Origin of the sequence: Pseudomonas sp. IT-P100 (genome assembly GCF_949767185.1) — a bacterium.
Taxonomy (GTDB): Bacteria; Pseudomonadota; Gammaproteobacteria; order Pseudomonadales; family Pseudomonadaceae; genus Aquipseudomonas; species Aquipseudomonas fluorescens_B.
In genome coordinates, this window is sequence record NZ_CATKQK010000022.1 from 284,573 (window position 1) to 298,287 (window position 13,715).

The 13,715-nt window shown below is 57.8% G+C and carries 12 protein-coding genes; 8 read left to right on the forward strand and 4 right to left on the reverse strand.

The genetic code is table 11. The features are described from left to right. Positions 1–3: 3 nt before the first annotated feature. The 4 genes from ACM6IQ_RS17430 to yaaA all read right to left on the reverse strand — a co-directional run bounded on the left by ACM6IQ_RS17430 (position 4) and on the right by yaaA (position 5,722). Positions 4–1,173: an alginate biosynthesis protein Alg44 gene (locus ACM6IQ_RS17430; protein WP_017336631.1), complete on the reverse strand. Its 1,170-nt coding sequence runs from the start codon at positions 1,171–1,173 to the stop codon at positions 4–6. A 36-nt stretch (positions 1,174–1,209) separates the two neighbouring features. Next, positions 1,210–2,691 carry a mannuronan synthase gene (gene alg8 / locus ACM6IQ_RS17435; RefSeq protein ID WP_414879412.1) on the reverse strand — a complete coding sequence of 494 codons (1,482 nt, stop codon included), beginning with the start codon at positions 2,689–2,691 and terminating at the stop codon, positions 1,210–1,212. Between the two features lie 121 nt (positions 2,692–2,812). Then, the gene (locus tag ACM6IQ_RS17440) at positions 2,813–4,129 is read right to left on the reverse strand and encodes a nucleotide sugar dehydrogenase (RefSeq protein ID WP_017336633.1); all 1,317 of its coding nucleotides are present in this window, start codon (positions 4,127–4,129) and stop codon (positions 2,813–2,815) included. 813 nt (positions 4,130–4,942) lie between these two features. Further along, positions 4,943–5,722 (reverse strand): peroxide stress protein YaaA, encoded by a 780-nt coding sequence (gene yaaA, locus ACM6IQ_RS17445; protein WP_017336634.1) that lies wholly within the window; start codon positions 5,720–5,722, stop codon positions 4,943–4,945. A gap of 162 nt (positions 5,723–5,884) precedes the next feature. On the opposite strand from yaaA, the gene ACM6IQ_RS17450 reads away from it, so the two are divergent. From ACM6IQ_RS17450 to cyoA, 8 genes are all read left to right on the forward strand, one after another. Next, positions 5,885–7,009 carry a polysaccharide deacetylase family protein gene (locus tag ACM6IQ_RS17450; RefSeq protein WP_414879413.1) on the forward strand — a complete coding sequence of 375 codons (1,125 nt, stop codon included), beginning with the start codon at positions 5,885–5,887 and terminating at the stop codon, positions 7,007–7,009. Positions 7,010–7,345: 336 nt separating this feature from the next. Then, complete coding sequence (locus tag ACM6IQ_RS17455) at positions 7,346–8,740, forward strand: PhoH family protein (RefSeq protein ID WP_052909687.1); 1,395 nt, start codon at positions 7,346–7,348, stop codon at positions 8,738–8,740. A gap of 151 nt (positions 8,741–8,891) precedes the next feature. After that, complete coding sequence (gene moaC / locus ACM6IQ_RS17460; protein ID WP_414879414.1) at positions 8,892–9,365, forward strand: cyclic pyranopterin monophosphate synthase MoaC; 474 nt, start codon at positions 8,892–8,894, stop codon at positions 9,363–9,365. After that, positions 9,362–9,604 (forward strand): molybdopterin converting factor subunit 1, encoded by a 243-nt coding sequence (gene moaD, locus ACM6IQ_RS17465; RefSeq protein ID WP_017340380.1) that lies wholly within the window; start codon positions 9,362–9,364, stop codon positions 9,602–9,604. Before moaC ends, moaD begins: the two co-directional genes overlap by 4 nt. Positions 9,605–9,607: 3 nt before the next feature. Beyond that, positions 9,608–10,060 (forward strand): molybdopterin synthase catalytic subunit MoaE, encoded by a 453-nt coding sequence (moaE, locus tag ACM6IQ_RS17470; RefSeq protein ID WP_017340379.1) that lies wholly within the window; start codon positions 9,608–9,610, stop codon positions 10,058–10,060. 313 nt (positions 10,061–10,373) lie between these two features. Continuing rightward, positions 10,374–11,150 carry an ABC transporter substrate-binding protein gene (locus ACM6IQ_RS17475; RefSeq protein WP_017340378.1) on the forward strand — a complete coding sequence of 259 codons (777 nt, stop codon included), beginning with the start codon at positions 10,374–10,376 and terminating at the stop codon, positions 11,148–11,150. A 280-nt stretch (positions 11,151–11,430) separates the two neighbouring features. After that, positions 11,431–11,940, forward strand: a complete 510-nt coding sequence (locus ACM6IQ_RS17480; protein WP_017340377.1) for a disulfide bond formation protein B — start codon at positions 11,431–11,433, stop codon at positions 11,938–11,940. Between the two features lie 830 nt (positions 11,941–12,770). Next, positions 12,771–13,715 carry a ubiquinol oxidase subunit II gene (gene cyoA, locus ACM6IQ_RS17485; RefSeq protein ID WP_017340376.1) on the forward strand — a complete coding sequence of 315 codons (945 nt, stop codon included), beginning with the start codon at positions 12,771–12,773 and terminating at the stop codon, positions 13,713–13,715.

Below are 13,715 nucleotides of genomic sequence, written 5' to 3' on the forward strand. Positions count from 1 at the left end.
TGCTTAGATACCGGAAGCCATGGCTTTATCGATCAGCCAGTTCAGGTTCGGGCCACGGTCGCTGTTCACTTCAACCGGGCGGCCAGCGAATTTGCTGTCCAGCGGCTCGTCAGGCTGGATCAGCACGCGGATGTCGGACGACAGGTCGGCGCTTTTCAGGCTGGTGCTGCTGACGATCTTGCCGGTGCGGGTTTTGTCTTCGCCGGCAATCTGGAAGCTGACGTTGGTGCCTGGACGCACGTCGCCGAACTGGCGATAGGAGAAGCGCGCTTCGACGTTGGCTTCGCTGTTGCGCGGCACCAGTTGGAAGATCACGTCGCCCTTGCTGGCGTACTGACCGTTGGCGACCAGCTGCTGGGCCACGGTGCAATCGCACGGCGACGTCAGGGTGCCGGTCATTTGCTTGCCGAACAGTTCTTCGACCTTGGCCGGTTGCAGTTGATTGTCGTCAAGATGGCCCTTGAGCACGTCGAGCATGCTGGTGCTGAAGGTTGCGAGCGGAGCGCCTTTGGCGGCAATGCCGTCAGCCTTGATCAGGCTCTGCACGGTGCCGTCACGCGGCATGGTGATGTTCATGCCCGGCACGCTGACCAGACCGGCCTGCGCATGGCTGACGAAGTACATGCCGTACACCGATTTGAAGATGAAACCGAACGCCGCCAGGCCGACGATGAAAATCGCCAGGCTGAAGGTCACTGCACGCAGACGACCGAACGCGGTCATGCCGTGGCCGCCATCCTTGACCTTGCGCGCCTTGGTGAAGTTGTCGCGCTGCAGGGTCGCCAGCACTTCACCCATGCTGACGATGTCGCCGGCCAGGTGAGAGGTGATCAGGTGACGCAGGGTCGAGATGTCTTGCGGTTCCAGGTTCTGGAACTGGCAGCCGGCACGACCGGTCTGGCGGTCGACGGAGCGCACTTGCAGCTCCACGTCCATGGCCAGGCCAAGGTTATCGATGACGAACTGCAGGCGAGCCTTGTACACGTCGCCGATTTTCAGTGGCAGTTGACCGGCGTTGAAGGCCAGGCCGCCGGCAGAGAGGTCGATCACTCGAGCTTCCATCGGGGTCCGGTCCGGACCGAAGAAGCGCAGCTTGGCCGGAATTTTCACTCGGGCGTGTTGGCGCTGGGCTTCTGACTCATGCACTACGTTGGCGTTGACGGCGGTATTCATAGGGGCGATTTCCTGGTTAATTCAATAAGGGGGCGGTCAGACCATCATCAGCAGCACGGCAACAAAAATGCTGCCGGCGGAGAAGGTCATGGTCCGAGACGACCAAGTGTTGAACCAACGTTGAAAGCTGGCGAGATCACGGGTCAGTTTGGTGTCCTGGCGAGTCCAGGATTGTTGGTCGAGGCGGAAGAACACGTAGATCTTCACCAGCGCGCCGACGATCTGGTTGTAATAGAGAATCGCCGGGTAGGCCGGGCCGATCCGGTGACCGGAGCAGGACAGCAGCAGGGTCAGGATCAGGCGGGTAATGCCGATCCACAGCAGGTACACCAGGATGAACGCGGTGCCGTACTTGAAGGACGCGATGATCGCGACCGTCAGGCCCAGCAGCGAGGTCCACATCGACACGCGCTGATCGAACAGCACCACCGAGGTGAACAGGCCGAGGCGTTTGACACCCAGGCCCAGAGCGCGGGCGTTCTGGCGCAGGTTGTTGCCGTACCAGCGGAACATCAGTTTGCGGCTGGCCTTGATGAAGCTTTTTTCCGGCGGGTGTTCCACGGTGTGGATGGCCGCGTCCGGCACGTAGAACGTGTCGTAGCCCAGGCGCATCAGGCTGAACCAGCTCGACTTGTCGTCACCGGTCAGGAACTTGAAGCGACCCAGGCGCCAGTGTTGCAGCGAGTCGCTTTCCACGTCTGCGATGAAGTCCGGGTCGGTGACCACGGTTGCGCGGAACACCGACATCCGGCCGGTCATGGTCAGCACGCGCTTGGACAGCGCCATCGAGCACATGTTGATGTGACGCTGGGCGAAGCGCAGTTTGTGCCACTCGCTCATGATGTAGCCGCCGCGCACTTCGCAGAACTCGTTGGTGGTCAGGCCGCCGACGTTGCTGAACAGCTTGAACCACGGCACGGTCTTGAGCACGACGCCTTCGGCAAGCACGGTGTCGCCATCGATCACGGCAACCACGGCACGGTCGTCCGGCAGGTGGCGGGAGATGGCGCGGAAACCGTAGGCCAGGCCGTCACGCTTGCCGGTGCCGGGAATGCGCACGAAGTCGAGCTTGACCCGCTCCGGTGGATTCATCTTGGTCCAGAGGCTCTTCACCAGCTTCTCATCGGACATTTCCACGATGGAGCAGACCATGGTGGTCGGCAGGCCGCAGTCGATCGCTTCGCGAATCACCGAGGCATAGACCTGGGCGGTGGTCAGCGCGTCGATACGAAAACTGGTGACCATCAAAAACACATGGGACGGGTCTGCCGCTTTACCCAGCTTGCGCACTTTGCGCCGCAGGTGCGGGTAGACCACGTACAGAAACAGCATGCCGCGCAGGAAGTGCGTGGCACCCATCGAATAGCGCCAGATCCCGATGAAGCCGATGAGGAAGATAAAGTCCTTCGAATCGGAATCGAATGTGGACGCAGGCAACGCCATGGCGATGCCCATCAATAAACTTAGGTAAAACAGCCAACCGGCGGCCTGAAGTAGGCCGTGCTTTAGCCTGTGCATAATCTGCATCCGTCTCGATCTCGGGCGAGCCTGTGGGGTGGCCCGATGGGGTTAAGGCAGGCGAAAAAGCCGGGAGGGTTTGCAGGCTGGGGAACGCCGCAAACCCTCCCGATGCCGCTTGTTACCAGCAGATGCCTTCAGTCCGGCCACTCACGCTGGTGGCTTGAGACATGAAGCCGACCAGGTCGATCACTTGCTTGCCGTGCGGAGCGTTCTGCGCCAGGGCGCGGAATTTCTCGTCACGGTTGCCGAGGATGATCACGTCGGAGTTGTTGATCACTTCGTCGAAGTCGGAATTGAGCAAGGACGAGACGTGAGGGATCTTCGACTCGATGTAGTCCTTGTTCGCGCCGTGAACGCGGGCGTATTCGACGTTGGCGTCGTAGATGCTCAGGTCGTAGCCTTTGCCGATCAGCATTTCTGCCAGATCAACCAGCGGGCTTTCGCGCAGGTCATCGGTGCCGGCCTTGAAGCTCAGGCCCAGCAGGGCAACTTTGCGTTTGTCGTGGCTGGAAACGATGTCGAAGGCGTTTTGCACCTGGGATTCGTTACTGCGCATCAGCGAGTTCAGCAACGGCGATTCCACGTCGAGGGCGCCGGCGCGGTAGGTCAGGGCCCGCACGTCTTTCGGCAGGCACGAGCCGCCGAACGCAAAACCGGGGCGCATGTAGTACTGGGACAGGTTCAATGTCTTGTCCTGGCAGACAACTTCCATCACTTCCCGACCATCGACGCCGCACGCCTTGGCGATGTTGCCGATCTCGTTGGCGAAGGTCACCTTGGTGGCGTGCCACACGTTGCAGGTGTACTTGATCATCTCGGCAACGGCGATGTCCTTGCGGATGATCGGCGCGTCGAGTTCTTCGTACAGCGATTGCAGAACGTCGCCCGATGCCTTGTCGAACTCGCCGATGACGGTCATCGGTGGCAAGTCGTAGTCGGCAATCGCGGTGCTTTCACGCAGGAACTCAGGGTTCACCGCCACACCGAAATCGACGCCGGCTTTCTTGCCGGAGCAATCTTCGAGAATCGGGATGACAACGTTTGCGACCGTGCCTGGCAGTACGGTGCTGCGAACCACGATGGTGTGGCGGGTGGTTTTGTCACGCAGGACAAAACCGATCTCGCGGCATACCGCTTCGATGTAGTTCAGTTCCAGATCGCCGTTCTTCTTGCTCGGCGTGCCGACGCAGATCATCGACAGGTCGGTGTCGCGAATCGCTTCTGCGAAGTCGGTCGTACCGCGCAGGCGGCCGGTTTCGATACCCTTGGCCAGCAGTTCGCCCAGACCCGGTTCAACGATCGGCGATTTGCCGGCGTTGATCATATCGATCTTGTCTTTGGCGACATCGACGCCAACGACGTCATGGCCCCGTGCAGACAGGCAACCGGCACATACTGCACCGACGTAACCCAAACCAAATATGCTGATGCGCATCGCATTTACCTCTGTATTTATCAAGCCATTACATGGCCGGAGTTAATGGTGTTCAGCGGTCATAGTGCACTCGGAAGTTTGGGCGACAGGCGCCGCAATGCCGTGTGCAGGCATACTAAGTTCCGAGTGTCTAAATAAGTGCACTCAAGGTGTGCGCAACTAGGCCTTATTATTATGGTCTGCCCTGTTATGCAGCCGAGTCCTCTGGTCAGAGGTCATCCGTGCAAAGGTCTTGCGCGCTCAATGCCAGGCCATAAGCCCGTAAATCAAGCGGTTCGGGTGCTCGGGAGAGCACGTTTATAGGGGCGCAGCCTTGGCCGTGTAGGGGATAGTAGTGATGCGTTATCTCCTGTCCTTCATGTGTTGCCCAAATCAGGGATTATTTAGCCGAAGTTATTGTGACAACTTCGCTACGTGGTCTCTTCTCTGCGTAAGTTATCTCGTACATGTTCAGAGATAATCGTTACCGGTGGTATGAGCTACGCATTTGGACATAGTTCCTGTCCGCCCATCGCGAATTCTGAAATTTCTTGAAATATTGAGAAAGATGGCACTACTTTCAAATTGATGGCACGTGCTGTCTCACCCTTGTTACACGGGGCGATAAGCAAGAAAGATAGTTTTGTGCCACTACCGATAAAAAATTTCAGTGCCACTACTGAAAAAATTCATCGGCGTCGAGTGAAACTAAAGTTAGGAAAGTGACCGATGGTTTTCTGGCGCCAAGAGGTTGGCGATTCGGGCGGGAAATTGTTGGACGATCAGACGCAGGCGCACGACGGAAAATTTGCGGTCGTGCGCCGATCAGGTGCGTTACTCGGGGGCGTGATCGCGAAGAAACACCAAGTTGTCCGGTTTGGATTGTTCGGCGCTGTATCGATAGCCCTGAATATCGAATTGCTTGAGGGCTGCCGGGTCGTTGATGCGTTCTTCGATGACAAAGCGGCTCATCATGCCCCGGGCTTTTTTCGCGTAGAAGCTGATGATTTTGTACTGGCCGTTTTTCAGGTCCTTGAACTCGGTATTGATGATGCGAGCCTTCAAGGCCGTGCGTTTGACCGCCGAGAAGTACTCGTTGGACGCCAGGTTCAGCAGTACGTCATCACCTTGGTCGGCCAGGGCTTCGTTCAACCATTCGCTGATGCGCGTGCCCCAGAAGGCATAGAGGTCCTTGCCGCGGGCGTTGGGCAATTTAGTGCCCATTTCCAGGCGATACGGCTGCATCAGGTCCAGTGGGCGCAACAGGCCATACAGGCCGGACAACATGCGCAGATGCTGTTGGGCATAATCGAAATCGGCTTCGCTGAAGGTTTGCGCGTTCAACCCGGTATAAACGTCACCCTTGAACGCCAGCAATGCCTGCTTGGCGTTTTCCGGTGTGAAGGCCGGGGTCCAGCTGCCGAAACGTGCGGCGTTGAGCCCACCGATCTTGTCGGAGACGTGCATCAGCTCGCTGATCTGCGCTGGCGTCAGGTCGCGCAACTGCAGGATCAGCTCTTGGGAATGGTCGAGGTATTGCGGCTGGGTGAAGCGCTGGGTCGCCGGCGGTGTTTCGTAGTCGAGGGTCTTGGCGGGGGAAATCACCATCAGCATGAAGTCGTCTCCTTTAATCGTGGGGGCGATTCTAGGGGGTTGTGCCTAATGACTCCAGCTATCAAGGCCATAGGTGATCGGCGGTGAGCCCGTTTTTCTTGGCCGGTGGGACGCACTGTATCGGCTATAGTGCCGCGCGGGTTTTGTTATGGAGACATCCCATTGCGTATCGTTTTTCTTTTATCAGCCTGGCTGTTGAGTTTCGGTGCCGTTGCGGCGCCGGGCGATGTCGCGACGCTCGATCGCAGCACCTGGCCTGAACAGCTCAGCAATCCGACGCTGTTCGATGTCGCCTCGCGCGCAGAGATTCTGATGTTCGCTCGCGTGCTGCTGGCCAGTGAATCGCTGGACGAGGCGAGTCTGGCCCAGCGCCTGGGCCTGCGCACGATCAACCTGGATTCGGTCAATAACCTGCGTCAGCGCCTGTGGCAACGCTTGCTGACCAACTACAACTTTGCCCAGCAAAGCTGCGATCAGGATGCTTCCTTCTGTTTTCTGGTCGAAGACATGGCCACCTTGCGCGAGCAAGCCGCCAAGTTTCAGGTCAGCGAGGACAGCTACTACATAAAGTGGGCGGAACCGAGCCGGCTGTTCCATGCGCAGTACCTCGACGAGCAGTTGCGCAAGGCTGCGCTGTTTCCGCAAACCAGTAGCGAAGTCGATCGTTTTGGCGACTACGAGCGCAACGGCGAACAGATGCATGACCGGCTGTTCCTGCTGACCTTCGACAGCGCCGCGAATGCCGCGCCGGACAACACGGAGTGGGTCACCGAGTACCTGCGCAAGGCGAAGATGACGGGTACGTTCTTCGTCCTCGGCAAGGATATTCAGGCGCGCTTGAGCGAGCGTTCAGTGGCGAGCCTGCAGGCCACTTATTCGACGCAGTGCATCGGCGTGCAAGGCTGGGAGTTTCGCTCCCACAGCCACTGGCAGGACTGGCAGGACTCGGTGCGGCGCAGTGCCGAACTGGTCAAAAGCAAATTGCCGGAGAACTATGTACCGCTGTTCCGTCCGCCCGATGGCCAGCGCCGTTCTGACGCGGAAGGCTTCTTCCGGTCCCAGGGCTTGCAGGTGGCGCTATGGGACATCGATGCCCAGGACGGCGCCGGCAAGCTCAAGGCCAACCAGAGCGCCCAGCGTGTGTTGACCCTGATGCTGTTGTGGCGGCACGGGGTGATCAACTTCAACATTAAGCAGGACGGGGTGAAAACGGCGATGCCCTGGCTCATTACGCAAACGGCGCCAAGCGGGATCGGTTGGGAAGACTGTCAGGACGCGTTTCGCTGAAACGGGAAAAGCCCGTAAACATTGGGCGAGGGGTGATTTCAGGCAAGAATTCGGTGCAGGCGGACTTCCGACTTTAACGGCACATTGCCTTCACGCCAAGGGCTATTCGTCACTCTGAAAAATAAACTTCAAAAAAGCGTCAAAGTGCTTTTTTCTGTCACAGGTTTTGGAGTATTACGAAGACAGACCGCCGAAACCTGCAACACAGGTGGCGTCTCCCAAGACCCCAGTTTGTGTGCAGTTCACTTGAATCATCACAGGTGGATTCGGCAGTCACTTCGAGGCGCAGCACCGCCAAGGTATTGCGTCGAATGGCTCCCACAAAGGTGACCGAGTATGGATGATCACGGACGTAGTTCTTCCTCCAACCAGCCAATCCTTTATGTACTCGATACCAACGTATTGATTCACGATCCAAACGCCCTGCTTAACTTCGAAGAACACCACGTCGCGATCCCGATGACCGTGCTTGAAGAGCTGGACAAGCTCAAGAGCGGGCATCACAGCGTGGCTGCGGAATGCCGCCAGGCGATTCGCCTGATCGACAAGACCCTGGGCGATGCCAGCCCTGAAGACGTTGAACTGGGCGTACCGATCCAGCGTGGCAAAAGTGGGCCGAAGGGTTTGCTGTCAATTCTGATGAGCAAACGTACTGAACCGAACATCATTCTTCCCGAGCACCTGAACGACAACATCATCATCAACCAGTTGATCGACCTGCACGCGCGCGAACCCAAGTTGCCCGTGGTGCTGGTCACCAAAGACATCAACATGCGCCTCAAGGCCCGTGCCTGCGGGATCGCGGCCGAGGACTACAGCACCGACCAACTGGTTGACGACGTATCGCTGCTGCCCAACGGCTATCACAACATGGTCGGGTCTTTCTGGGACCTCGTAAGGAATGTCGAAACCCGTCAGGATCACGGCCGCACCTGGCACCAGGTGAAGATGATCGACAATCTGCCGGCAGTGCATATCAACGAGTTCATCATTGACGAACAGGGTTTTGTCGGCTGGATCAAGGAGATCGACGAAGACAAACTGCTGATTCTCGACCTGCATCAGGAACCCCTGTTGCACCAGGAAGCCTGGGGCCTGAAACCGCGTGACATCTATCAGAGCCTGGCGCTGTACGCCTTGCTTGATCCGGATATCCACCTGGTCAACCTGTCGGGTGCGGCCGGTTCCGGTAAAACCATCCTGGCATTGGCGGCGGCCATCGAGCAGACCATGGTCAGCAAACGCTATCGCCGGATCATCGCGACGCGCAGCGTGCAGGGCCTGGACCAGGAGATCGGCTTCCTGCCCGGCACCGAAGCGGAAAAAATGGAGCCTTGGCTGGGCGCCATCACCGACAACCTCGAAGCCTTGCACATGGATGACGAAAACACCCATGGCAGCGTCGACTACATCCTCAGCAAAGTGCCGTTGCAGTTCAAATCCCTCAACTACATCCGGGGTCGCAGCTTCCAGCAGAGCCTGATCCTGATCGATGAATGCCAGAACCTCACGCCGCACCAGATGAAAACCATCATCACCCGTGCCGGCGCCGGTTCCAAAGTGGTGTGCCTGGGCAACCTGGCGCAGATCGACACCCCTTACCTGTCCGCGACCAGCTCCGGGCTGACTTACCTGACTGAACGCTTCAAGGACTTCCCGAACGGCGTTCACATCACCCTGCAAGGGGTGCCACGTTCGATTCTGGCCGAATACGCCGAATCGCATCTGTAACCACGTCACCGAAACCGGGCGGCCCCAAAGCCGCCCGGTTTTTTTATGCCTGACACAGCTCCTACAGGGGGATGTCAGCCAACGGATAATCTTGCGTGCGGAAATTTGACCCACAGGTTTACAATCGAGGCTCTTGATCAGGAGTAACCCTGTGCTGACTCATCTCGATTCCCAAGGTCGCGCCCACATGGTCGACGTCACCGAAAAAGCCGTGACGTTCCGTGAAGCGACGGCCCAGGCGCTGGTGCGCATGCTGCCCGAAACCCTGCAAATGATCGTCAACGGCGGCCATCCCAAGGGTGATGTGTTCGCCGTGGCGCGCATCGCCGGCATCCAGGCCGCGAAGAAAACCAGCGACCTCATTCCTCTGTGCCACCCGTTGATGCTCACTGGCGTCAAAGTCGAACTCAGCGCTGAAGGTGACGACACCGTGCGCATCGTCGCGCGCTGCAAGTTGTCCGGGCAGACCGGCGTCGAGATGGAAGCGCTGACCGCCGCGAGCGTTGCGGCGCTGACCATCTACGACATGTGCAAGGCCGTCGATCGCGGCATGACCATTGAAAGCGTGCGCCTGCTGGAGAAACTCGGCGGCAAGAGCGGCCATTTCCTGGCGGATCAACCATGAACGTTACCGTGAAGTTTTTCGCTCGTTATAGAGAGGCACTGGGCGTCGACTCGGTGAAGGTCGAAGGCGATTTCGCCACCGTCGATGACGTTCGCGCGCTGTTGGCCAAGCGTGATGGCGCCGAGGTGTTGAGCGAACAGAACCTGATGTGCGCCCGCAACGAAGACCTCTGCCAACTCGACGAACCGGTGAGCGATGGCGACGAAGTGGCGTTCTTCCCGACCGTGACCGGGGGCTGAGCCGTGGCCATTCGTGTGCAATCCACGGCGTTCGATCCGGGCGCCGAAGTCAACGCCATGCACGCCGCCAATGTCGGTGTCGGCGCGGTGGTGAGTTTTGTCGGCTACGTGCGCGACTTCAATGACGGGCTAGACGTTGCCGGGATGTTTCTTGAGCACTATCCGGGCATGACCGAAAAGGCCCTTGGCAAGATTGTCACCGAGGCCGAGCAGCGCTGGCCGTTGCTCAAGCTGGAAGTGCTGCATCGCATCGGCGCGCTGGAGCCTGGCGAGCCGATCGTCTTCGTCGGCGCCGCCAGCGCCCACCGCCAGGCGGCGTTCGACGCCTGCGCCTTTGTCATGGACTACCTGAAAACCCGTGCGCCGTTCTGGAAGAAGGAAAACACCAGCGATGGTGCGCGTTGGGTTGAAGGGCGTGACAGTGATCATGCGGCGGCGGATCGCTGGAAGCAGTGATCAAACGTTTTTGTCGGCTGCTCTGGCCCCATCGCGAGCAGGCTCGCTCCCACAGTTGATCTGCATGAACTCAAAATTTGTGTACGACGACGTTCCCCTGTGGGAACGAGCCTGCTCGCGACGGGCTCATTAGCTTCACCCAATACCTTCATTGCTCACCACCCGACTATCGGCCGGCACATTTTCCTTCCTCTAATTGACGCTTTATACATAAAAGTCCAGTATGGAATTATAAGTACAAAAAAACGCATTCCCCCGTTTCTGCTCTTTCTTCTGTCTTGCCAAACCAACAACAACCCGCGAGAGAACGAACATGAAGAAATTCCCCCTCATCACCGGTCTGGCCCTGAGCCTGTTGGCGTGCAGCACTTTGTTCGCCGCCGAGAAAACCCTGCGTATCGGCATCGAAGCGGCGTACCCGCCGTTTGCGTCCAAAACCGACAAAGGCGAAATCGTCGGTTTCGACTACGACATCGGCAATGCCTTGTGCGCGCAGATGCAGGTCAAGTGCGTCTGGGTCGAAGGTGAGTTCGATGGCCTGATTCCTTCCCTGAAAGTGAAGAAAATCGACATGGCGCTGTCGTCCATGACCATCAACGAAGACCGCAAGAAGTCGGTGGATTTCACCCACAAGTACTACTTCACCTCATCGCGTCTGGTGATGAAAGAAGGCGCAACCGTGGATGATCAGTACGCCAGCCTCAAGGGCAAGACCGTCGGCGTGCAGCGTGCGACCACCACCGATCGTTACGCCACCGAGGTGTTTGAACCCAAGGGCATCAACGTCAAGCGTTACGGCAACAACGAAGAGATCTACATGGACCTGGCGGCTGGTCGCCTCGATGCCATTTTTGCCGACACCATCCCGCTGAACGACTTCCTGTCGATGCCCCGTGGCAAGGGTTACGCCTTTGTTGGCCCGGAGCTCAAGGACCCGAAATACGTGGGTGAGGGGGCCGGGATTGCGGTGCGCAAGGGCAACACCGAGTTGGTCAGCCAGTTGAACACGGCCATCGACGGCATTCGCGCCAGTGGCGAGTACCAGAAGATTTCGGACAAGTATTTCAAGTCTGATATCTACGGCGACTGAGCAATCGCATCGCCAGCAGGCTGGTTCCCACAGTTGAATGCATTTCCAAGGTTGGCCAGCCTGTGAGTACATTCCAGGGTGAGAGCCCGCCACTGTGGGAGCCAGCCTGCTGGCGATGCGGTCGTGGGATCATGCAAATCTCTGGAAACAGCCCGAATTTAATCCCTTCTTAACCGCCTTATCGTTTATTTCCCGACATCTATTCCATGCGCCCCGGGCTCTCCAAGGTCCGGGCCAGCGTGTAGACTTCCGGTCAATCGATATCTAGAAGGGAAACGCAATGAGCGAGGAAACGATGCGGTTGGGCCGTGAGCGGCGCTACCTGGTGTTGCTGGGCATCATCTGCCTGGCGCTGATCGGTGGCGCGCTGTACATGCAAATCGTACTGGGCGAGGCACCGTGCCCGCTGTGCATCCTGCAACGCTATGCCTTGCTGCTGATCGCCATCTTCGCGTTCATCGGTGCGGCGATGCGCACCCGCCGCAGCATCACGGTGTTTGAAACTCTGGTGGTGATCTGCGCCTTGGCAGGCGTCGGCGTAGCCGGACATCACGTCTATACCCAGTTCTATCCGGCGGTCAGCTGCGGCATCGATGTGTTGCAGCCGATTGTCGATGGCCTGCCGCTGGCGAAGATCTTCCCGCTGGGGTTCCAGGTCGATGGTTTCTGCTCCACGCCGTACCCGCCGATCCTCGGTCTGTCGCTGGCACAGTGGGCGTTGATCGCTTTTGTACTGGTGGTGGTGCTGGTGCCGTTGCTCACTTCGCGTAACCGCAAGACGCTGCACTGAGGTCATTCGCCGCATCGCTGAATAACACCTGAAAACGCCCCGGCCCTCGTTGAGAGGGCCGGGGCGTTTTGCCTTTCAGGGGTGCGGAAAAAAAGACCTTGATGCGCGACAAGAACGGGTGCGGCACATGTGCGACATGTTGTCACAGTGCGAGTGTCGCAAGACGTTTCAACGAGTCGGATTGGTACGTGTAGACGCAATGAAATTGGTCTGATTATTTCGCTGCTGGCCTCAACGCTCTCAACCTGGAACAGGCCGTTTTAACAGGCTCTGGCAAATTGCCAGAACCCTTGTCACATGGGGGCTTGGGCTGGGTCGAAGGGGAGGGCAGAGCCTTCGATACTGTCTGAACTGCGTGCGGTAGACCTACTATTTTTGGTGTTTTTGTTGAGAATCAATTTCGATAACATGGCGCACTTTTGCAAAAAACGTCAAGGATTGTTGCTGGAATGGATAAAAATTATTTCGGGATGAGACATGGTTTATGAATCGTTACATATCTACAATCGCCCGCACTGAATTCCCGGCACTGCTCACCCTGATTCAGGTGCATGAGCAGCAATAGGACGTCGAGAAGCCGGATGGCTTCATGCGATGCCTCTGGTGTCGGTGCCTTCCAACTATCCGCACCAAATGGAATTGGTCTGTAACAAGGCCTTTGACCACGAATTCGAATAAGAACTCACCGCTGGCCCAGGATTTGTCGAGCAGCGTCTGACGCGCGACGGGCAGCCACTTATTCAATCCAAGAAAATGCCAACCCTTGGCAGGGTGAAGTGTTGGCGATCAAAACCCAACTGCATTGCGCAAGCTGCTTTAGAGGTCGTGAGATGAGTAAAAACAGGTACCCCAGACTACTAGGCTTATTGCCGCTGATCGGCACATTGCTGCTGTCAGGCTGCAACATGACCTTGCTCGATCCCAAGGGCCAGGTTGGCCTGGACGAGCGAAACCTGATCATCACCGCAACGCTGCTGATGCTGTTGGTCGTGGTTCCGGTCATCATCATGACGTTCCTGTTCGCCTGGAAATACCGCGCGTCCAACACTGACGCCGTCTACACGCCAAAGTGGTCGCACTCCACCAAGATCGAAATCGCGGTGTGGGCTGTTCCGGTGCTGATCATCATTGCCCTGGGTTACGTCACCTACAAGTCGACCCACGCGCTGGACCCGTACAAGCCGCTGGAATCCGACGTCAAGCCAATCACCATTGAAGTGGTCGCGCTGGACTGGAAGTGGATGTTCATCTATCCGGAGCAAGGCATCGCCACCGTCAACAAGATCGTGTTCCCGGCGCACACGCCGATCAACTTCAAGGTGACTTCGGACTCCGTGATGAACTCGTTCTTCATCCCGGCGCTGGGCGGCCAGATCTACGCGATGGCCGGCATGCAGACCAAACTGCACCTGATCGCCAACCAGAACGCTGAAATGGACGGTATCTCCGCCAACTACAGCGGTGCTGGTTTCACCGGTATGAAGTTCAAAGCTATCGCCACTTCCCAGGAAGATTTCGACGCCTGGGTCAGCGAAGTCAAAAAGGCACCTAAACAGCTTGAAAAAGCTGAATACGAAGCCCTTTCCAAGCCAAGCCAGAACAACCCAGTCGAGCTCTACTCCTCGGTCACGCCGAACCTGTTCCAGATCATCGTCGACAAGTACGAAGGCATGAAACCGGGCAAGCCGCTGCACCACGAGAAGAAAGAGCACGAAGTGGCCGCCACGGAAGGGATGGACATGAGTTCGCATTCAGCTGCCGGGGCAGAGGAGTAA

What these genes read in the sequence shown, in the direction of transcription:
- ACM6IQ_RS17430 (WP_017336631.1), bottom strand. Translation starts at nt 1,173, where the DNA reads ATGAATACCGCCGTCAACGCCAACGTAGTGCATGAGTCAGAAGCCCAG.
- yaaA (WP_017336634.1), bottom strand. Translation starts at nt 5,722, where the DNA reads ATGCTGATGGTGATTTCCCCCGCCAAGACCCTCGACTACGAAACACCG.
- cyoA (WP_017340376.1), top strand. Translation starts at nt 12,771, where the DNA reads ATGAGTAAAAACAGGTACCCCAGACTACTAGGCTTATTGCCGCTGATC.
- alg8 (WP_414879412.1), bottom strand. Translation starts at nt 2,691, where the DNA reads ATGCACAGGCTAAAGCACGGCCTACTTCAGGCCGCCGGTTGGCTGTTT.
- ACM6IQ_RS17475 (WP_017340378.1), top strand. Translation starts at nt 10,374, where the DNA reads ATGAAGAAATTCCCCCTCATCACCGGTCTGGCCCTGAGCCTGTTGGCG.
- ACM6IQ_RS17480 (WP_017340377.1), top strand. Translation starts at nt 11,431, where the DNA reads ATGAGCGAGGAAACGATGCGGTTGGGCCGTGAGCGGCGCTACCTGGTG.
- ACM6IQ_RS17440 (WP_017336633.1), bottom strand. Translation starts at nt 4,129, where the DNA reads ATGCGCATCAGCATATTTGGTTTGGGTTACGTCGGTGCAGTATGTGCC.
- moaD (WP_017340380.1), top strand. Translation starts at nt 9,362, where the DNA reads ATGAACGTTACCGTGAAGTTTTTCGCTCGTTATAGAGAGGCACTGGGC.
- ACM6IQ_RS17455 (WP_052909687.1), top strand. Translation starts at nt 7,346, where the DNA reads ATGGATGATCACGGACGTAGTTCTTCCTCCAACCAGCCAATCCTTTAT.